Source organism: Candidatus Thiodubiliella endoseptemdiera, from assembly GCF_964212635.1.
Classification (GTDB): Bacteria; Pseudomonadota; Gammaproteobacteria; order PS1; family Pseudothioglobaceae; genus Thiodubiliella; species Thiodubiliella endoseptemdiera.
Genome location: NZ_OZ156463.1, coordinates 269,338 through 289,383, shown reverse-complemented (window position 1 = coordinate 289,383; position 20,046 = coordinate 269,338). Strand labels below are relative to the sequence as shown.

The following is a 20,046-nucleotide window of genomic DNA, read 5'->3' as shown; positions in this document are numbered from 1 at the left end:
TTATTGGTTGGCGATATTTGAGAAAAAGTTAAGCGTTAATGATGTATAATTCTGATGTATAAAATACAAGAGGGGTGTTATGCATAGAACACAGATTTATTTTGAACAAGATTTATTCAATCAAGTGAAACAAATGGCGGTGCGGAAAAGTCAAAGTACTTCTGCTTATATTCGTGATGTATTGCGAACAGAAATTGAGCGGGAGGCGACGACTAACAATATTGATGTTTCGGATGTTTTGGGAATGTGGAGTGATTATAATATTAGCCAAAAATCGCTACGAAGTAAGGCTTGGGGCAAGGGTAAATGATTTGCTTAGATACCAATGTTTTAATCGAAATTACCAAGAATAACACAGAAACCATTAAACGACTTTCTACTTTAAATGCTACTTTTTGCGTGTCATCTATTAGTGTAATGGAGTTGATTGTAGGCGCAAGAAACAATAAGGAAAAAACAAAATTATTGGCTTTTGTTAATCAGTTTACAATTCTTTATACGGATAAAAATTCATCTTATTTGGCAAATGAATTGATTATTAAATACGCCAAAAGTCATCATTTAGACATACCGGATTCACTCATTTCGGCGAGTTGTATCAAGGCAAAAGCGACGCTTTGGACTTATAATATTAAGGACTTTCAATATTTACCTGAGTTAATGTTATTGTAATGACGCATAAATTCTCAGTAGCACCGATGATGGACTGGACGGATCGCCATTGTCGATATTTTCATAGATTACTATCGAAAGAGACGCAGTTGTGGAGTGAGATGGTAACGACTAAGGCAATTATTTATGGGGATAAGAATCGCTTGCTTGATTTTGATGCGGCGGAGCATCCATTGGTGTTACAGCTCGGCGGGAGTGAGCCTGATGAGATGGCGCAGTGTGCTAAAATTGCCCAAGATTGGGGTTATGATGAGGTTAATATCAATGTTGGTTGTCCATCGGATAGGGTGCAATCGGGCAGTTTTGGGGCGTGTTTAATGCAAACGCCAGAGGTGGTGGCACAGTGTGTGGATGCGATGCGTCAGGTGAGTGATATTCCTGTAAGTGTGAAGTCGCGTATTGGTGTGGATGATATGGAGCATTATGATGAGTTGGTTAATTTTATTACTCAGGTGGAGAATGCGGGTTGCAATAATTTTGTGATTCATGCGAGGAAGGCGTGGTTAAAGGGGCTGAGTCCCAAAGAAAATCGCACTGTGCCACCGCTTAATTATGAATGGGTGTATCAAATTAAGAAAGATTTCCCGCATTTAATGATTGGGATTAACGGTGGTATTAATAGTATGGATAGTGCGTTAGTGCATTTGGAAAAAGTTGATAGTGTAATGTTGGGTAGGGTGGCATATCATCAGCCGTATTTGTTGAGTGAGGTGGATGGGCGGATTTATGGCAAAAAAACCGACATTTTGCTGCGTGAACAAGTATTATTACAGTTCATTGACTATATGAAAAAGCAGAGCGAACAAGGGGTGCCAATTCGCTCAATGACTCGGCATATTTTGGGTTTGTATCACGGGCAGCCGAATGCTAGGAGGTTTAAGCAGTTGTTAAGTGGCAAAACGGTTGAGTTAGGGCATTTGTATGAGTGGTTGGCTTTTGTGGAGGAATCTTTATAATGCCAAAAAATAATGATGGACATTACATCGTCAGTATTGATATTGGCAGTAGTAAAATTGTGGTTTTGCTTGCGAATGAAAAGGACGGACGATTAGAAGTTTTTGGTCAAGCACGAGGCAAGTCTGCAGGTGTCCACAAGGGTGAAATTGTTGATATAGAGGCAGTGGCTAATGCCATTAAAGCCGTGGGAGAAAAGGCTTGTTTAAGTTGTAATACGAAGTTTGATGGCGCGGTGACGAATATTTCAGACTCAGACATTAGAGTGTTTAATGTCAACCCACACAAACATGTGGAAAGTGGCAAAGTAAAAGAAGGAGATGTCAAAAGCATTATCAAAACTGCTGAAGCAGGAAAAGCAGGAAAAGCAGGCCGACTAATTAGTAGCGTAACACATCATTATGTTTTGAACAAAGATGAGCACAGTTCAGGGGTTGTTGTTCAATATCCGATTGGTGAAAGAGCAGAAACGCTTGGAGTGAATATGCATATTGTGGTTGCTTCTGAACAAAAGGCCAAAAATATTGAAAGAGGGCTTGAACGCAATGACAAAAAAGCACTCAATTTGGTGCCCAGTTCAATGGCAAGTAGTGAGCCGTATTTAACCCAAGAACAAAAAGACGATGGAGTTTGCTTAGTAGATATTGGCTCTGGAGTGATGGATTTGTCTGTCTTTAAAGGTGGCGGTATTTGTTATAGTGCAGTGATCCCAGAAGGTTCTGACAGGGTAACGAATGACATTGCTAATGCGTTTAAGACTTCTTTTGAAGAGGCAGAGCGTCTAAAAATATACAAAGGACGGGCGCAAGCCAAAACTCTAATAGGTGACAAATTGATTCCATTTAAACAAGAAAATGACGATAGACAATATTACTTATCGCATCGTTCACTCGTTGAAGTGATTGAAGAATCTTATTTAGAATTATTTGCGTTAATTAAAAGTAAATTAGAAGATGAAAAAATTTATCGTTCACTTAATTCAGGTTTTGTTTTGGTAGGTGGTGGTGTAAAAATTAAAGGCTGTGCGGATTTAATGTTGAGTTGTTTTACTAGAAGAACTAAAATTGGGTGTGTGAATACTGATTTAATTGTCTTGCCTCCTGCACATGAAAATTTATCATCACTAGAATACGCTTGTGCACTCGGTTTATTATTGTTTAATGACGATGAACGCGGGCTTGAAGAACAACAATCTATCAATAAAACATCAATTATGAGTAAAATCAAGGAAATGGGAAGGAAATTTTAAAATGATAAAGCAAAGAACAGTCAAAAAATCTGTCAAAGCACGCGGTATCGGTATCCATAGCGGCAATATGGTAAATATGACGCTAATTCCCGCAGAAAGTAATCATGGTATTGTGTTTAAGCGTATGGATGCAGGCGGAAAAATTGTCAAGGCACACAATGCGTTTGTGAATGAAGTGGTGTTGTCAACCAGTATTGAAAATGGAGGTGTCAAGGTTTCCACAGTTGAACATTTGATGAGTGCATTTTCTGCGTTGGGTATTGACAATATTTTAGTGGAATTGGACTCATTTGAAGTGCCAATTATGGACGGTTCATCAGCACCATTTATTTTCTTGGTTCAATCAGCAGGGATTGAAGAACAAAATGAGTCTAAAAAATTCTTTGTGATTAAAGATACAGTGCGAGTGGAAAATAACGATTCATGGGCACAAGTATCTCCTTATGAAGGTTTTAAAGTTAGTCTTGAAATTGATTTTAATCACAAGAAAGTCAGAGAAAGTGGGCAAAAACTCAGTATTGATTTTGCACAAAAATCGTATCTTAAAGAGATTTCAAGAGCCAGAACTTTTGGCTATGTGAAAGATATGGAAATGCTACAAGCCAAAAAATTGGCAATGGGCGCGAGTATGGATAATGCGATTGCCCTGACTGATGATGATATTCTGAATGAAGATGGAATGCGTTATGAAGATGAGTTTGTGAAGCATAAGATTTTGGATATTGTTGGTGATTTGTATTTGCTTGGCGGCAGTTTGATTGGGCATTATGAGGGCTATAAAACAGGGCATTTACTCAATGACAGGTTGTTGTCTACTATTCTTAAAAAGCCAGAAGCTTGGGCAATTGAAACTTTTGAAATTGAAAACTCGCCAATTCAATTCTATTCAGAAGATTGGCAAAATTCTTTATAGAGAGCGAGAATCTGCTAATCATCCCTATCTATACAAATGGCATCCTTAGGGTATAATCTAGATTTTTTTTCGACTTAAAAGAAGCAAATGAAATTAAATGGTGCTCAAATATTGGTTAAATGCCTTCAAAGCGAAGGTGTGGAGTACATTTTTGGCTATCCAGGTGGTGCAGTGTTGCATATTTACGATGCACTGGATGCTTGCAAGGAAATCAATCATGTTCTAGTGCGTCATGAACAAGGTGCTGTACATGCGGCAGACGGCTATGCACGCGTTAGTGGCAAATGTGGCGTTGCACTGGTTACTTCAGGGCCTGGTTTGACGAATGCTGTTACGGGTATTGCCACCGCACATATGGATTCTATTCCGATGGTGGTGATTTCTGGACAGGTATCTTCTGCCGTGATTGGTAATGATGCTTTTCAGGAAGTAGATTCAGTGGGTATTACCCGTTCATGCGTTAAGCACAATTTTTTAGTTACTGATATTGGTGATTTAGCAACTGTTATTAAAAAAGCTTTTCACATTGCTACCACAGGCCGTCCTGGACCTGTACTGATTGACATTAGCAAAGATACTACTATTGATGATATTGAGTTTGGTGGTTATCCAAAAACCATTAATATGCGTTCGTATCAACCTGAAATCAAGATTGAGAGTAGTCAAATTGATAAAGCCATTGCGTTAATTATACAGGCAAAAAAGCCGATTATTTATTCGGGTGGCGGTAGTGTGATTGGCAATGCCGATGTAGAGCTTATCGCCCTGACACGCGATACTGGATTTCCAATCACACAGACTTTGATGGGGTTGGGTGCGTATCCTGCCACGGATAAACAATCTCTGGGTATGTTGGGTATGCATGGCACTTATGAAGCCAATATGGCAATGCATGATGCGGATTGTATTATTGCAGTGGGTGCACGATTTGATGATCGTATTACTGGTAACTTAGACTTATTTTGTCCGTATGCGAAAATTATCCATATTGACATTGACCCTTCTTCGGTGGGCAAAACGGTAGGTGTGGATGTGGCAATTATTGGGCAAGTAACAGATGCATTAAATGCACTTTCAACAGGTTTAAAAGGTAAAAAATTAGCGGATATCAGTGCGTGGTGGCGGCAAATTAATGAGTGGAGAGCAGTTGATTCGATGGCTTACCAAACCAAAGCTGGAGTAATTAAGCCACAAAGTGTGATTGAAGCTTTGTATGAAGTAACTAAGGGCGAGGCGATTGTAACTTCTGATGTTGGTCAGCATCAAATGTGGGCAGCACAATATTACCCATTTGATAAGCCGCGTCGCTGGATTAATTCGGGTGGTTTAGGCACGATGGGTTTTGGTCTGCCAGCAGCGATGGGGGCGAAACTCGCAGAACCGAATTCAGATGTAGCTTGTGTTACAGGTGAGGGCAGTATTCAAATGATGTTGCAAGAATTATCAACAATGTTACAATATGACACCCCCGTTAAAATTATTAATTTGAATAATGGTTACTTAGGAATGGTAAGACAATGGCAAGAATTTTTCTATGATAAGCGTTATTCAATGTCATATATGGATGCGTTGCCTGATTTTGTCAAATTGGCTGAAAGTTATGGACACATAGGGATTAAAGTTGAGAAAGAAGCAGATTTAATGCCTGCTTTAAAAGAGGCTTTTGCACAAAAAGACAGAACTGTATTCTTAGATATTTTGACCGACCCAACTGAAAATGTATTTCCAATGATTCCATCGGGTGCAGGACATCATGAGATGTTGCTAGCGGGGCGTGATGAAATGGCATCAACAAATGATAAAGGATTGAATTTAGTATGAAGCACATTATTTCAATACAATTAGAAAATGAATCAGGCGCATTGTCAAGAGTATCAGGTTTGTTTTCAGCGCGCGGCTTTAATATTGAATCATTGACGGTAGCACCTACTAACGATGCAACGCTGTCACGAATGACGATTGTGAGTATTGGCGATGAAGATATTATTGAGCAAATCGTTAAGCAATTGAATAAATTAATTGATGTGGTGACGGTGACTAATTTGACGGCAACTGAACATATTGAACGCGAGTTGATGTTAGTTAAAATTAATGTAGAACCAAGTACACAAGCGGATATTGACCAGCATATTGATGAGTATGCGGGCAAGATAGTTGATGTCAGCGAAAATACTTATACTGTTGAAATAGCAGGTAAAAGTCAAAGAATAGATGATTTTTTAGCATCGCTTGATGTGAGTAAAATTTTAGAAGTTTCAAGAACAGGCGTTACCGGCGTTTGTCAGAAAAGAGAATATTAAATATTAATTAAACAAAGAGGAAAATAAAATGAATAGATATTACGATAAAGATGCAGATTTAAACATTATTAAAGGTATGAAAGTAGCGGTTTTGGGTTATGGTTCACAAGGTTATGCCCATGCAAATAATTTGAAAGATTCGGGTGTTGATGTGGCTGTGGGTTTAAGAGCGGGTTCAACATCAGCAGCGAAAGCAGCGGAATCTGGTTTGACTGTTAAGTCCGTCGAAGAAGCTACTGCGTGGGCAGATTTAGTAATGGTGTTAGCGCCAGACGAGTTTCAGGCACAAATTTATACTGATGCGATTGAGCCTAACCTTAAACAAGGTGCTACTTTGGCATTTGCACATGGGTTGAATATTCATTTTGAAATGATTAAACCAAGAGCGGATTTGAATGTAATTATGATTGCACCAAAAGCACCAGGACATACCGTGCGTTCTGAGTTTGTTAAGGGTGGTGGTATTCCTGACTTAATCGCTGTATTCCAAGATACTTCTGGCAACGCAAAAGAAATCGCATTGTCTTACGCTTCTGCTATTGGCGGTGGTCGCACTGGTATCTTAGAAACTTCATTTAGAGAAGAAACTGAAACCGATTTATTTGGTGAGCAAGCCGTTTTATGTGGCGGCACAACGGCATTGGTTCAAGCGGGTTTTGAAACTTTGGTTGAAGCCGGTTACGAGCCAGAAATGGCTTACTTTGAGTGTTTGCACGAATTGAAATTAATCGTTGATTTAATGTATGAAGGTGGTATTGCCAATATGCGTTATTCAATCTCAAACACTGCTGAATACGGTGATGTAACCCGTGGCCCACGCATTATCACCAGTGAAACAAAAGCAGAAATGAAGAAAATCTTAGCAGAAATTCAAGACGGTTCATTTGCCAAAGAATTTGTTGCTAATGTGGGTGAATTGCCTGCTCGTCGTGAAGTTCAACGCGAACATCAAATTGAGCAAGTGGGCGAATCACTGCGTGCTATGATGCCTTGGATTTCAAAGAATAAAGTGGTTGATCAAGCCAAAAACTAACAACCTTTAAAAATGCCCAAATAGTTTGGGCATTTTTAATGGGGAGAAGGTAAAAATGACAGAAAAAAAACCAAGAAGAGGTGTGTATTTATTACCCAACGTGTTGACGACATTTGGCTTGTTTTCAGGATTTTTTGCGATTATTCTTGCGACCCAAGGGCAGTATGCAGAATCGGCTATCGCTATTTTTGTGGCAATGTTATGGGATGGTTTGGATGGGCGTGTTGCTCGACTGACGAACACCCAAAGTGCGTTTGGTGAGCAGTATGATTCAATGGCAGATATGGTGTCATTTGGTGTAGCGCCTGCGTTGTTGATGTATTTTTGGCTGTTTGAAGGTGTAGGAAAGATTGGCTGGATAGGGGCTTTTGTCTATGTGGCTGCGGGCGCATTGCGTTTGGCGCGTTTTAATACGCAAATTGGTATTGAAGATAAGCGTTATTTTCAAGGTTTGCCCTCTCCTGCTGCCGCTGCCTTGGTGGCGGGTATGGTGTGGACCAAGGAAATGATTGGGGTTACCGTTTATGATCCCTATTTGCTGATTGCCAGTTGGGTTATTTTGGTGGGTGCTGGTGTGTTAATGGTGAGTAATATTCGTTATTACAGTTTTAAGAAGGTTAATCTCAAAGGTAGGGCGTCCTTTAAATTATTATTGATTGCTATTTTAGCGATTGTCATTATTACTCTATATCCGAGCACTATTTTATTTGCATTTTTCTTTATTTATGCCTTGTCTGGTTTGATTGTTACGACGATTGATGTGCGTAAAAAACGCGCCTTGAAAAAAAAGGCAAGAAGTTGATGCGGCTTTAGTTTATAATCACTGCCATAATGAATAAGATGAAAAAAATTTACAACACGCAAAACACTCTCCTAGTGTTACGATTATTACCGTAAGGTAATCAAATCATATTGCATTGCTGAAAGGCAGGCAACCAAAACCACGCAAGTAATACAATAACATAGTAATACAGTAACAAACACAAACAGGAGAGACAAAAATGTCCAATAAGCTTATTATTTTTGATACGACGCTAAGAGACGGTGAGCAATCACCAGGTGCGTCAATGACTAAAGAAGAAAAAATCCGCATTGCCAAAGTGCTAGAAAAAATGCGGGTCGATGTCATCGAAGCAGGATTTGCCATCGCTTCACTGGGCGATTTTGACGCCGTTCAAGCCGTCGCCAATACCATTAAAGATGCCACTATTTGCTCGCTCGCTCGCGCACTGGATAAAGACATCGACCGTGCAGGGGAAGCCTTAAAAGGCGCCAACTCATCACGCATTCACACCTTTATTGCCACCAGTGATATTCATATGCAGATGAAGTTGAATATGACACCCGACCAAGTGCTGGAGCAAGCCGTTCGCTCGGTAACCCGTGCTAGAAATTGGACAGACGATGTGGAATTTTCGCCCGAAGATGCAGGACGCAGTGATGAAGATTTTCTTTGTCGTGTGATTGAAGCAGCCATTAAGGCAGGTGCAACCACGATTAATATCCCCGATACCGTGGGCTACAATATGCCACATCAATTTGGTGCAATCATTAAAAATCTAATGCAACGCATTCCCAATTCTGACCAAGCCATTTTTTCTGCACATTGCCATAATGATTTAGGGCTGGCAGTTGCCAATTCCCTGTCAGCAGTGTTGAATGGAGCCCGTCAAGTTGAATGCACCATTAACGGTTTGGGCGAACGAGCAGGCAACAGCTCACTGGAAGAAGTAGTGATGGCAGTGCGAACCCGTCAAGATATTTTTGATTGCGACACCCATATTGACAGCACGCAAATCCTGTCTGCCTCTCGTCTAGTATCGAGCGTAACCGGCTTTATCGTGCAACCTAACAAGGCGATTGTGGGTGCTAACGCCTTTGCTCACGAAGCGGGTATTCACCAAGATGGCGTTCTCAAACACCGTGAAACTTACGAAATTATGCGGGCAGAGGATGTCGGCTGGAATACCAATCAATTAGTAATGGGCAAGCATTCGGGTCGTAACGCATTCAAAGTCAGACTGAATGAACTGGGTGTTGAATTTGATTCTGATGACAGTTTGAATAAAGCGTTTGTGCGTTTTAAAGAATTGGCAGACAAAAAACACGAAATCTTTGATGAAGACTTGCAAGCACTGGTGTCGGAAGGGCAAATTGAAGAACACGAAAGCATCTGTTTGGTGTCGCTAAAAGTATCCAGTGAAACAGGCAAACAAAATGCAGCCGAAGTCAAACTGACTATTGATGGACAAGAAAAAACCGCTACTGCCAACACTTCAGGCGCAGTTGATGCGACATTTAGTGCCATCAATTCACTGGTTGATATTAAGGTGAATTTGCAATTGTATTCCGTCTCAAATGTTACCCATGGCACCGATGCACTCGGCGAAGTCAATGTGCGTCTTGAATCTGACGGGCGTATCGTCAACGGACAAGGGGCAGATACCGACATCATCATTGCCAGTGCTAAAGCGTATATTAACGGACTCAACAAAATTCTAGTTGCGACCGATAAAGCGCATCCACAAATATGAATCAGGCACAACGCAATGATTATTTAGAAGCACTGGGTGTGCCTGATTTTCTCTATCTTGAGAAATCCAACACTGCTGACACCGCCAACACTGCTAATGTAGCAACAACGACGCCAAAAATAAACACCCAATGCTTGGTGATTGAAACCCAGAACGCCCATTCTTTCTGCCAAGCAGGCAATACCCAAGTATTTTTATTTAAAATGCTGGGTGCGATTGGGTTGAAAACAGCCGATATTCAATGCGTTAGCATTCAAGCAAATGCGTTAACAGCAACACTGGAAAAATACAATGCCAAAACCGTATTATTAATGAGTGCAACATTAAAACCCTCATTACCACAGCACTTTAGCACACACCATCCCAGTGAAATTTTAGTCAACGAGTCATTCAAACGAGCGGCTTGGGAAGTATTAAAAAAGGTGCAACAATGCCTAAAGTAGATTACAGTTTGCAGGGCTATGAGCGTCCAAAATTACAAACCCCCAATGGCGAGAAAAAGTTATTAATGCACTCTTGTTGCGCCCCTTGTGCAGGGGAAATTATGGAAGCTTTGGCAGTATCAAAGATTGAAACCACCATTTTCTTCTACAACCCCAATATCCACCCAAGAGAAGAATACGAATTACGCAAAGAAGAAAACATCCGCTTTGCCGAAAAATTGGGCATGCCTTTTATTGACGCAGATTACGACAAAGACAACTGGTTCAAACGCACCCAAGGACAAGAAGATGCGCCCGAACGCGGCGAACGGTGCACCACTTGTTTCGATATGCGTTTCGAAGTAACCGCCGAATATGCCAAAACCCACGGCTTTGATTTAATCTCATCCACTTTGGGTATTTCCCGCTGGAAAGATATGAATCAAATCAACGGCTGCGGCGTGAGAGCAACCAACCCATTTGCAGGCGTTACTTATTGGGATTTTAATTGGCGTAAGCAGGGCGGTTCGTCCAGAATGCTGGAACTCAGTAAGCGCGAATCGTTTTATCAACAAGAATATTGCGGCTGTGTATATTCCCTACGAGATACTAACCGCTGGCGTACCTCTCGTGGGCGAGAGAAAATTGAACGAGGGATTAAATTTTACCAAGAAGCGATGAACAAACTCAAACCTGAAAACATTTAACTTTTAATTGAGACCTTTGCATAAATAGGGATGATTAGCAAAATGACAGATTTTATTAAATTGGAAATTTTTTAAATCCACTCCTAGCAGGGCTAAGGGTGTTTTTAAAAAGTTTGTAATTTGATGAAAGATGGCGTTTTGATGATTATTCATATTTATGCAAAGGTCTCTAATTCAATAAATAAAGTAATAATGCTTTTTGTGCATGTAGGCGATTTTCAGCTTCATTCCATACCAAGCTTTGTTTACCATCAATGACATCAGCACTCACTTCTTCGCCCCGGTGAGCAGGCAGGCAGTGCATAAAACTGGCGTCAGCATTGGCATTAGCCATCAACGCCTTATCAACTTGGAAATTGGAAAAGGCAAGTTCGCGTTTGACTTGCTCTTCTTCTTGTCCCATACTCGCCCAAACATCGGTTACTACTAAATCTGCACTTTCACAGGCTAAGGTTGCATCAGTATACAAATTGATACAGTCTTGATATTTGTCAATAAAGGATTTCTCAGGCTCATAACCTACGGGTGTGGCAATGTTTAAAGTAAAGCCAAACACACTAGCGGCTTGCATATATGTATGGCACATATTGTTGCCGTCACCAATCCACGCTACTGTTTTATCTTGAATATTGCCTTTGCGTTCTTTGTAAGTCATCATATCTGCCAATAATTGACACGGATGAGACTCATCAGATAGGGCGTTAATAATGGGGACATCAGCATTTTTAGAGAATGTAACAATGTCATCATGTGAAGACACACGCATCATAATAGCATCAACCATTGAGCCAATGACAATCGCAGTATCAACTGTCGGCTCGCCACGGCCAATTTGAATATCACGATCTGACAGAAATAATGCATGTCCACCGAGTTGTGCCATCCCTGCCTCAAACGAGACACGGGTGCGAGTGGAGGCTTTATCAAAAATCATTGCCAAAGTTTTGTTCTCTAATGTGTTGTTGATTTGTCCTAATTTATGTTCTTTTTTCAACACAATTGCATTATCAATGATTTGATTTAAATCCTTATTTGACAAGTCATCTAAGTTAATAAAATGTTTCATACAATTCTCCTATGCTATAATTCGCCTATCAACTCACCAAGAGTATTGATGATGATATCCGCCTCATTTTGGTTCAGAATCAGTGGCGGTAACAGACGGATGGAATTTCCAGTAATATTGATAAGTAAATGCTTTTGTAATGCTGCATTTAACAAGCCAGCACAATTTTGATTAAGTTGAATCGCAATCATTAGTCCTTTAATGCGTATCTCTATAATTTTATCTGAGGATAATGCTTGTAGTCCAGCCAGTAAATAATCACTCATTACCGAAACATTTTTAAGAATTTTGTCCCTTTCAATCACCTCAAGCACAGTCAGTGCAGTTTTGCACACCAAAGGATTACCACCAAAAGTAGAGCCGTGTGTGCCTGTGGTTAATAATTTTGCCGCTTCACCCTTTGCCAAGCAAGCACCAATCGGCACGCCATTGCCCAACCCTTTGGCAAGTGTGAGTATATCAGGCGTAATATCATTGTATTGATGAGCAAACATTTTTCCTGTGCGTCCAATACCTGTTTGTACCTCGTCTAAAATCAACAGCCAATTATTTGTTTGGCAAATAGATTGTACTTGATTGATATAATCATCCGCAGGCACAATCACACCACTTTCCCCTTGAATCGGCTCAAGCATCACTGCCACAACATCAGTATTATCACTGTATGCTTTGACAGCATCAATATCATCAAAATCAATGTGAATAAACTCACTCACTAGTGGTGAAAACCCTGACTGCACCTTCGGATTTCCCGTAGCAGAAAGTGTTGCCATCGTCCGTCCGTGGAAACTTTGCTTAACTGTGAGAATAATTGGGTTATCAATATTATTAGCGTGAGCATGTAAACGCGTAATTTTGATTGCTGCTTCATTGGCCTCTGCACCCGAATTACCAAAGAAAGCCCCATCCATATTTGCCAAGGTGCATAACTTTTCAGCCAAGGTTTCTTGATGCTGAATATGATACCAATTACTGGTATGTAATAACTCTGCTGCCTGTGACTGAATAGCAGTAGTAATGTCAGGATGGCAATGTCCTAAACCAACTACACCAACACCGGATAGAGCGTCTAAGTATTGCTGACCTTTTGTGTTTGTTAGATAGCAGCCTTGTCCTTTAATAAAGGTAACTTCAAGCGGCGCATAGTTTGACATTAAATAAGACATTATGTTTTCTCAAGAAAGCAAAAAGCCCCAAAATGGGGCTTTTATGACCAATCAAAAATTGATTATGATTGGTATTGTAAAGGGGGAGCCATTTGGTTGTTGATATCGTCCAATTCTCTCTTGTAATTTTCGTAGAAATGACCTGCTGGTGGGTTTACCCACTCTTCATAGTTGAAACCATTTTCTTCGTTAAATACTTTAAAAGTGTTTTGTAAAGCAATCCTCTTTGCACTCAATTCATTACTCTCTTTGCTTACTGCGTCCATATTAATCTCCTGAATCTTTAAATATGTAAAAAAAGGACAATTATAGTCTAAAAATAACTTTTGTAAAGGTTTTTATTTGTTAAAAAAACCAATAAATACTTTATTATGCAGTTGAGTTTATGGCACAATTCGTTCGTAACATAAATGTATAACAACAATGAGGAGAATCTATGCAATTAAGTATTTCAGGTCATCATCTTGACATTACCGATGCAATTAAACAACACGCAGAAGAAAAATTATCCAAAATTAAACACCACTTTGATCATTTAATTAATATTAATATGATTTTAGAAGTAGAAAAAGATGTGCAAAAAGCCGAAGCAACTATTCATATTAGCGGTGCAGATTTATTTGCTAAAGCAGAAAGCAAGGATATGTATGTTTCAATTGACCAAATGGTGAATAAATTAGACGCACAAGTCAGAAAGCACAAAGAAAAGCTTAACAATCATAGAAAGTAACGCTCTATATTTTAAGGGAAACCTATGTCGGAAGTTGAAAATACTACTTTCGAAGATTGCCTACAGAGATTAATGATATCTTTGGAGGCGTCTTTGTATGAAGAAGCCACTACCCAGCTCGCCAATCTACACTCGGCTGAAATTGCTCGTCTATTAGAAGGCGTCCCACCAAAAGACCGTACGCAACTTTGGCTCAATATTGATACTGGCACACAAGGCGATATTCTTAAAGATTTAAGCGAAGAAGTTCGCACCCAGCTACTAAGTGAGATGGAAGTCGATGCCATCGTTCAAGCCACTGAAGGTTTGGACACAGATGACTTGGCAGATATCGTGCCTAATTTACCCGAATCAGCATTACACAACCTCCTGTTAACACTTGATCATAAACACCGTGAACATTTAAAGCGTGTATTGTCCTATCCTGAGGATTCTGCAGGTGGTTTGATGAATATTGATATTATCACTGTTCGTAATGATGTTAGTGTTCGCACTGTCATTCGCTATCTGCGTTTGTTAAAAGAAATGCCGATTGACACCAATCAAATATTTGTGGTTGACCCTAATTATAAATACATTGGCTCAGTTTACATTTCTACCCTATTAACAAATGAAGCCGAACAAAGTATCGCCCCTCTAATCAACAAAGACCTGCAACCAATTGCTGTTAATACCTCAGAAAAACAAGTAGCAAATTTATTTGTACAGCGTGATTTGATTTCTGCCCCTGTGGTTGATGAAGACAATGAATTAATTGGACGAATTACCATTGATGATGTAGTCGATGTCATCCGTGATGAAGCCGAACAATCAGTAATGTCAATGGCAGGATTAGACGGCGAAGAAGATGTCTTTGCCCCTGTAATGCAAAGCACCAAACGCCGCAGTATTTGGCTCGGTGTAAACTTAGTCACAGTGTTTATCGCAGTATTTTTTATCGGATTATTCGAAGCCACTTTGCAAGAAAAAATCGCCCTCGCCATCCTTATGCCAGTCGTTGCATCAATGGGCGGTATCGCCGGTACGCAGACCTTAATTTTAGTTACCCGTGGCATTGCCACTGGTAGAGTAACCGCTTCCAATCTTAAAGTACTGATGAGCAAAGAAGTCGCTATCGGCGTTCTCAATGGCACGATTTGGGCAGTGGTAATCGGCGTTGCCACTTATCTATGGTTTACAGATTTACTACTGAGTGCCGTCATTGCGTTAGCGATTATTGTCAACCTCATTTTCGCCGCCTTTTCAGGCGCATTTTTACCGCTTTTATTAGTCAAGTTTAAAATCGATCCCGCACTTGCCGGTGGTGTCATTCTCACCACCATCACTGATGTCATTGGTTTTGTCGCATTCCTAGGACTTGCCTCATTGATGATTTAAAATACCTGAAGTTGAAACACCATTCCCCTCTAACCAAACCCTAAATTCCTCTTGAATTTTAACCAAAGTTTGCTCATCATCCGCCTCAAATCTAAGCACTAAGCAGGGTGTGGTATTGGAAGGGCGCACCAAGCCCCAGCCATTATCATAATCCACCCGCACGCCATCAATGGTGGTGATTTTTGCCTTGGGAAAGTTGATATTTTTAACCAATTTATCCATCGCCTCAAACTGCTGACCTTGTTTGTCAAAGTGAATATTGATTTCTGGTGTATTGAAACTGTCAGGCAATTGTGCAAAAACCTGTGCACAAGTTTTGTTGGTTTTGGATAGGATTTCTAATAATCTCGCCCCCGTATAAAGCGCATCATCAAAGCCATACCAGCGTTCTTTAAAGAAAATATGGCCACTCATTTCACCGCCGAGCAATGACCCTGTTTGTTTGAGTTTGGCTTTGATAAAACTGTGCCCTGTGCGTGACATAATCGCCTCACCACCGTGTTCAATAATATCTTTTGGTAGATTTGAGCTGCATTTAACATCAAAGACGATTTTTGCCCCCTCATTGCGACTTAAAACATCTCTAGCATATAAAATCATTTGCCTATCCGCCCAAATGACATTGCCTTTATTGTCAATCAAACCCAGCCTATCGCCATCACCGTCAAATGCAAACCCCATATCAGCATTGGTACTTTTAACTTGTTTGATAATATCTTCAAGATTGGTAAGTTTTGACGGGTCAGGGTGGTGGTTGGGAAAACTGCCATCTACCAAGCAGAATAATTTACTTACTTTTGCACCTAAGGCTGTAAATAATTTTGGTGCAATATTGCCTGCAACGCCATTACCAGCATCTACCACGATATGCAATGGCTTGTTTAATTTAACATCACTGATAATACGCTCTATATAGTCTTGCTCAATATCCACCTTAGTCGAAGTGCCATGACCCGTAGAAAAGTCTTTATTTTTAATGCGTTGATAAAGCGCCTGTATTCTCTCCCCTGACAATGTTTCACCTGCAATCATAATCTTAAAACCATTATATTCAGGTGGATTATGCGAACCAGTAATCATCACCCCCGAAGTTGCCGCTTTAGTATAGGTAGCGTAATACACCAGCGGCGTAGGCACCATACCAATATCCACCACATGACAACCACTTGATTTAAGCCCATCCTTTAAAGCATCCATTAACTCAAGGCCACTCAAGCGACCATCACGACCCACCACCACACCTCGCTCGCCTTTAGCAATAGACTCACTACCAATCGCCAAACCAATGAGTTTAACAACCTCAGGCGTGAGTCCACTCCCAACCACTCCACGAATATCATAAGCCTTAAAAATCCCAGATGAAATCAACATAACAAAACCTCAACAACAAAAAAACCGCATTTTACCAACTAACCATTCAACACTCAACACTCAACCAAAAAATTCAAACAGCATCCCTGAAAGCACGGCAAAAAACAGTTATTTTATAAAAATTTATGGCATAACAACCTCTCATTATTAAACAAACAACACCCATGGATAAAGAGGAAAACCCACTCGCTTCGCCAATCTTGAATATAAATTTGACATTCGCAGAAACAGCACCAACTACATCAGCAAAAATGCCGAACAAGAAGTAAACATAAAACTAGGCATCAACCACCAACGCACCTAATCCACCAATGACAATTAACAGTATTGAAAGCACTATACACTGGAGTTTATAAATCTTGACAAGGTCGAACCTTGTCAAGGTGGAAAAAAGGTGTATTGGATTTTTTAGTTTTTAATGCTAAAATAAGACAAAAAAATAAAGAGTTTCTAAATGAAAGAGCAATTTAAAGTGATTGAAATCCAGCCTCAAACGATGAAACTTAAAGTCAATCGTGCGTCAGGCTGTCATTCTTGCTCGGCGAGTAGTGGGTGTGGCACGGGGATTTTGGCAAAATACTTTGAGCATTATTCGGTTTTTAATAAACCTTTGCAAGAGGGGGTTATGGCTGGTGATTTTGTTACTTTGGAAATTTCGTCAAGTGAATTGTTTTATCGCGCCTTTCAATTATATATATTGCCCCTATTAGCACTATTCGCAGGGGGGATTCTCGGCGATGGCTTATACCCTGAACAAGAAACTATGCAAATTGCTTTTGCATTTAGTGGGTTTTTTACCTCATTATTACTGACAAAATATTTTGTAAAGTAAGGCGATAAGCTTGTGTAAATTTGGGATAATTACGCCATTATTATTTAACAATAAAATGTTATTATGTCAACACAAGATTTAGACCCCCTAGAAACCCAAGAATGGCTAGAAGCCTTTAAATCCGTCGCTCGTATTGAGGGTGATGACCGTGCAAAATTCCTACTCAATCAGTTGATGGATATGGCGCATAAAGAAGGTATGGATTTGCCGACGGGTGTGAATACAGCGTATTTGAATTCGATTGCTAAAGACAAAGAAATTGCCACTAATATTAATGCTGATATTGAAGAAAGAATTTCTGCTATTGTGCGTTGGAATGCGATGGTAATGGTGGTTAAAGCTAATCAGTTGCCTTATGATTTGGGTGGACATATTGCTTCTTTTGCCTCCTCTGCGACTTTGTATGAAGTTGGTTTTAATCATTTTTACCGAGGTCCTGATGCCGAGCAGGGGGCAGATTTAATCTTTTTTCAAGGGCATATTTCCCCTGGTATTTATTCTCGTGCTTTCTTAGAAGGGCGTATTACCGAAGCACAAATGCTGTTATTCCGTCAGGAAGCGGGCAAAGATGGGCTGAGTTCTTATCCGCATCCTTGGTTAATGCCTGATTTTTGGCAATTTCCGACTGTGTCAATGGGGTTGGGACCGATTATGGCAATTTATCAAGCCCGTTTTATGAAATATTTGCATCATCGTGAGATTAAACAGACGGATAAACGCACGGTTTGGGCTTATATTGGTGATGGGGAAACGGATGAGCCTGAATCTTTGGGGGCAATTTCTATGGCGGGGCGTGAGAAATTAGATAACTTGATTTTTGTTATTAATTGCAACCTCCAGCGTCTTGATGGCCCCGTGCGTGGTAACGGTAAAATCATTCAAGAATTGGAAGGTATGTTTCGTGGTGCAGGTTGGAATGTGTTGAAAGTTATTTGGGGTGGCGAGTGGGACAAGTTACTTGAAAAAGACACACAGGGCTTACTTAGAAAGCGTATGGAAGAAGTGGTTGATGGTGAATATCAAGCCTATAAAGCCAAAGATGGTGCTTATGTGCGTAAGCATTTTTTCGGAAAATATCCAGAATTATTAACCATGGTTGAGCATTTGAGCGATGATGAGATTTATGCTTTAAATCGTGGCGGACATGACCCATTCAAGGTTTATCAAGCCTACAACGCCGCCAAAGAATGTAGTGATAAGCCAACGGTTATCCTTGCGAAAACTGTTAAAGGTTACGGTATGGGCGAGGCAGGTGAAGGTCAAAATACCACGCATTCGCAGAAAAAACTCGGACTTGAGCAAGTAGCAAAATTTGCCGAACGCTTTAATCTGCCAGTTACCGAAGAGGGTGTAAATGAATTGCACTTTTACAAACCAGCGGCAGACAGTAAAGAAATGATTTATATGAATGCTCAGCGCCAAAAATTAGGCGGTTCATTACCTGTGCGTTCCTTTGAATTAGAAGGTTTAAGAGCCCCAGAATTAGACATTTTTAAAGCTTTATTAGTGTCTAGTGGTGAGCGTGAAATGTCAACCACCATGGCACTTAATCGTATTATGGCTTTACTCGTGCGTGACAAACAACTTGGCCCTAAAATTGTGCCAATTATCCCTGATGAAGCCCGTACTTTTGGCATGGAAGGCTTGTTTAGGCAGTTGGGTATTTACTCGGCTTCTGGACAACTTTATCAGCCAGAAGATTCTGATAAAGTAATGTGGTATAAGGAAGATAAAAAAGGGCAAGTTTTGCAAGAAGGCATTAACGAAGCGGGTGCTATTTCTGATTGGATTGCGGCGGCAACTTCGTATGCAACGCACAATACGACAATGATTCCGTTTTATATTTATTATTCTAAATTCGGTTTCCAGCGTGTCGGTGATTTAGCATGGGCAGCGGGCGATATGCAAGCCAAAGGTTTCTTAATCGGTGGCACTGCAGGACGCACCACACTAAATGGCGAAGGTTTACAGCACCAAGATGGTGACTCACATTTGGTCGCAAACACCATTCCAAATTGCGTGTCTTATGACCCTACTTATGCCTATGAAATGGCAGTTATTATTCGCAGTGGCTTGGAAAGAATGTATGAAAAGCACGAAAATATTTTCTACTATATTACCACTATGAACGAACTTTATGCACATCCAGAAATGCCAATAGGTACGGAAGAGGGTATTATTAAAGGTATTTACCCACTTAAAGAAGTTGGTGTTGGTAATAAAGAAGTGCAATTAATGGGTTGTGGCACAATTTTGAGAGAAGTTGAAAAAGCCGCAAAAATGCTGGCAGATGATTGGGGAGTGAAATCTAACATTTGGTCGGTTACCAGTTTTAACGAGTTAACCCGTGAAGCACAAGCCATTGATAGAGAAAATAGATTTAGCACAGATGCACCAAAAATTCCTTATATTAACCAGTGTTTAGCCGATGCTAAAGGTCCGGTAATTGCCACCACCGATTATATGCGTAACTATGCTGAGCAAGTACGCAAGTATATTCCAGGTCGTTATGAAGTTTTAGGTACCGATGGTTTTGGTCGTTCTGATTCGCGTGCGGCGTTGCGAGATTTCTTTGAAGTGGATGCAAATTATGTAACAATTGCTGCACTTAAAGCCTTAGTTGATGAAGGCGAGATGGAAGCATCTGTTGTTGCAGAAGCGATTGAGAAATATGGCGTTGATGCCAGCAAGCCAAATCCAATGACAATATAGGAGAAAAT

General features: G+C 40.3%; 21 protein-coding genes. 16 read left to right on the top strand and 5 right to left on the bottom strand.

Going from position 1 to position 20,046, the window contains the following annotated elements:
- Nucleotides 1-79 precede the first annotated feature (79 nt).
- The 12 genes from AB8525_RS01585 to AB8525_RS01530 all read left to right on the top strand — a co-directional run bounded on the left by AB8525_RS01585 (nucleotide 80) and on the right by AB8525_RS01530 (nucleotide 10,784).
- Nucleotides 80-310: a hypothetical protein gene (locus AB8525_RS01585; RefSeq protein ID WP_369152073.1), complete on the top strand. Its 231-nt coding sequence runs from the start codon at nucleotides 80-82 to the stop codon at nucleotides 308-310.
- Nucleotides 307-672 (top strand): type II toxin-antitoxin system VapC family toxin, encoded by a 366-nt coding sequence (locus AB8525_RS01580; RefSeq protein WP_369178198.1) that lies wholly within the window; start codon nucleotides 307-309, stop codon nucleotides 670-672. The genes AB8525_RS01585 and AB8525_RS01580 overlap by 4 nt, the downstream gene beginning before the upstream one ends.
- Complete coding sequence (gene dusA, locus AB8525_RS01575) at nucleotides 672-1,628, top strand: tRNA dihydrouridine(20/20a) synthase DusA (protein WP_369152070.1); 957 nt, start codon at nucleotides 672-674, stop codon at nucleotides 1,626-1,628. Before AB8525_RS01580 ends, dusA begins: the two co-directional genes overlap by 1 nt.
- A complete protein-coding gene (gene ftsA / locus AB8525_RS01570; protein ID WP_369152068.1) occupies nucleotides 1,628-2,875 on the top strand; it encodes a cell division protein FtsA in 1,248 nt (415 codons plus the stop codon). The genes dusA and ftsA overlap by 1 nt, the downstream gene beginning before the upstream one ends.
- Before the next feature lies 1 nt (nucleotide 2,876).
- Nucleotides 2,877-3,788 (top strand): UDP-3-O-acyl-N-acetylglucosamine deacetylase, encoded by a 912-nt coding sequence (lpxC, locus tag AB8525_RS01565; protein WP_369152067.1) that lies wholly within the window; start codon nucleotides 2,877-2,879, stop codon nucleotides 3,786-3,788.
- Between the two features lie 87 nt (nucleotides 3,789-3,875).
- Nucleotides 3,876-5,609: a biosynthetic-type acetolactate synthase large subunit gene (ilvB, locus tag AB8525_RS01560; protein ID WP_369152066.1), complete on the top strand. Its 1,734-nt coding sequence runs from the start codon at nucleotides 3,876-3,878 to the stop codon at nucleotides 5,607-5,609.
- Nucleotides 5,606-6,088: an acetolactate synthase small subunit gene (gene ilvN / locus AB8525_RS01555; RefSeq protein ID WP_369178196.1), complete on the top strand. Its 483-nt coding sequence runs from the start codon at nucleotides 5,606-5,608 to the stop codon at nucleotides 6,086-6,088. Before ilvB ends, ilvN begins: the two co-directional genes overlap by 4 nt.
- A gap of 28 nt (nucleotides 6,089-6,116) precedes the next feature.
- Nucleotides 6,117-7,121, top strand: coding sequence for a ketol-acid reductoisomerase (ilvC, locus tag AB8525_RS01550; RefSeq protein WP_369152062.1), 1,005 nt, complete (start codon nucleotides 6,117-6,119; stop codon nucleotides 7,119-7,121).
- Between the two features lie 55 nt (nucleotides 7,122-7,176).
- Nucleotides 7,177-7,923 (top strand): CDP-diacylglycerol--serine O-phosphatidyltransferase, encoded by a 747-nt coding sequence (gene pssA / locus AB8525_RS01545; protein WP_369152060.1) that lies wholly within the window; start codon nucleotides 7,177-7,179, stop codon nucleotides 7,921-7,923.
- A 199-nt stretch (nucleotides 7,924-8,122) separates the two neighbouring features.
- Nucleotides 8,123-9,655 (top strand): 2-isopropylmalate synthase, encoded by a 1,533-nt coding sequence (locus AB8525_RS01540; RefSeq protein WP_369178194.1) that lies wholly within the window; start codon nucleotides 8,123-8,125, stop codon nucleotides 9,653-9,655.
- Nucleotides 9,652-10,098: a hypothetical protein gene (locus AB8525_RS01535; protein ID WP_369178192.1), complete on the top strand. Its 447-nt coding sequence runs from the start codon at nucleotides 9,652-9,654 to the stop codon at nucleotides 10,096-10,098. Before AB8525_RS01540 ends, AB8525_RS01535 begins: the two co-directional genes overlap by 4 nt.
- Nucleotides 10,086-10,784 carry an epoxyqueuosine reductase QueH gene (locus AB8525_RS01530; RefSeq protein WP_369178191.1) on the top strand — a complete coding sequence of 233 codons (699 nt, stop codon included), beginning with the start codon at nucleotides 10,086-10,088 and terminating at the stop codon, nucleotides 10,782-10,784. Before AB8525_RS01535 ends, AB8525_RS01530 begins: the two co-directional genes overlap by 13 nt.
- Before the next feature lie 3 nt (nucleotides 10,785-10,787).
- Here AB8525_RS01530 and AB8525_RS01525 read toward each other — a convergent pair whose 3' ends face one another.
- From AB8525_RS01525 to AB8525_RS01510, 4 genes are all read right to left on the bottom strand, one after another.
- Nucleotides 10,788-10,937, bottom strand: a complete 150-nt coding sequence (locus AB8525_RS01525) for a hypothetical protein (RefSeq protein WP_369150368.1) — start codon at nucleotides 10,935-10,937, stop codon at nucleotides 10,788-10,790.
- Between the two features lie 16 nt (nucleotides 10,938-10,953).
- Nucleotides 10,954-11,850: an ornithine carbamoyltransferase gene (gene argF, locus AB8525_RS01520; protein WP_369178189.1), complete on the bottom strand. Its 897-nt coding sequence runs from the start codon at nucleotides 11,848-11,850 to the stop codon at nucleotides 10,954-10,956.
- A 14-nt stretch (nucleotides 11,851-11,864) separates the two neighbouring features.
- Nucleotides 11,865-13,016: an aspartate aminotransferase family protein gene (locus AB8525_RS01515; RefSeq protein WP_369178187.1), complete on the bottom strand. Its 1,152-nt coding sequence runs from the start codon at nucleotides 13,014-13,016 to the stop codon at nucleotides 11,865-11,867.
- A 62-nt stretch (nucleotides 13,017-13,078) separates the two neighbouring features.
- Complete coding sequence (locus AB8525_RS01510) at nucleotides 13,079-13,282, bottom strand: hypothetical protein (protein WP_369178185.1); 204 nt, start codon at nucleotides 13,280-13,282, stop codon at nucleotides 13,079-13,081.
- Nucleotides 13,283-13,452: 170 nt separating this feature from the next.
- Between AB8525_RS01510 and raiA the strand changes: the two genes are divergently transcribed.
- Together raiA and mgtE are read left to right on the top strand one after the other, a co-directional pair.
- A complete protein-coding gene (gene raiA / locus AB8525_RS01505; RefSeq protein WP_369178183.1) occupies nucleotides 13,453-13,746 on the top strand; it encodes a ribosome hibernation-promoting factor, HPF/YfiA family in 294 nt (97 codons plus the stop codon).
- Nucleotides 13,747-13,770: 24 nt separating this feature from the next.
- Nucleotides 13,771-15,123, top strand: coding sequence for a magnesium transporter (gene mgtE, locus AB8525_RS01500; RefSeq protein ID WP_369178181.1), 1,353 nt, complete (start codon nucleotides 13,771-13,773; stop codon nucleotides 15,121-15,123).
- Here mgtE and AB8525_RS01495 read toward each other — a convergent pair.
- Nucleotides 15,109-16,494 (bottom strand): phosphomannomutase/phosphoglucomutase, encoded by a 1,386-nt coding sequence (locus AB8525_RS01495; RefSeq protein ID WP_369178179.1) that lies wholly within the window; start codon nucleotides 16,492-16,494, stop codon nucleotides 15,109-15,111. The genes mgtE and AB8525_RS01495 overlap by 15 nt on opposite strands.
- A 454-nt stretch (nucleotides 16,495-16,948) precedes the next feature.
- On the opposite strand from AB8525_RS01495, the gene AB8525_RS01490 reads away from it, so the two are divergent.
- Both AB8525_RS01490 and aceE read left to right on the top strand, forming a co-directional pair.
- Nucleotides 16,949-17,326 carry a SoxR reducing system RseC family protein gene (locus AB8525_RS01490; protein ID WP_369178178.1) on the top strand — a complete coding sequence of 126 codons (378 nt, stop codon included), beginning with the start codon at nucleotides 16,949-16,951 and terminating at the stop codon, nucleotides 17,324-17,326.
- 63 nt (nucleotides 17,327-17,389) lie between these two features.
- Nucleotides 17,390-20,038: a pyruvate dehydrogenase (acetyl-transferring), homodimeric type gene (aceE, locus tag AB8525_RS01485; protein WP_369178176.1), complete on the top strand. Its 2,649-nt coding sequence runs from the start codon at nucleotides 17,390-17,392 to the stop codon at nucleotides 20,036-20,038.
- Nucleotides 20,039-20,046 lie beyond the last annotated feature (8 nt).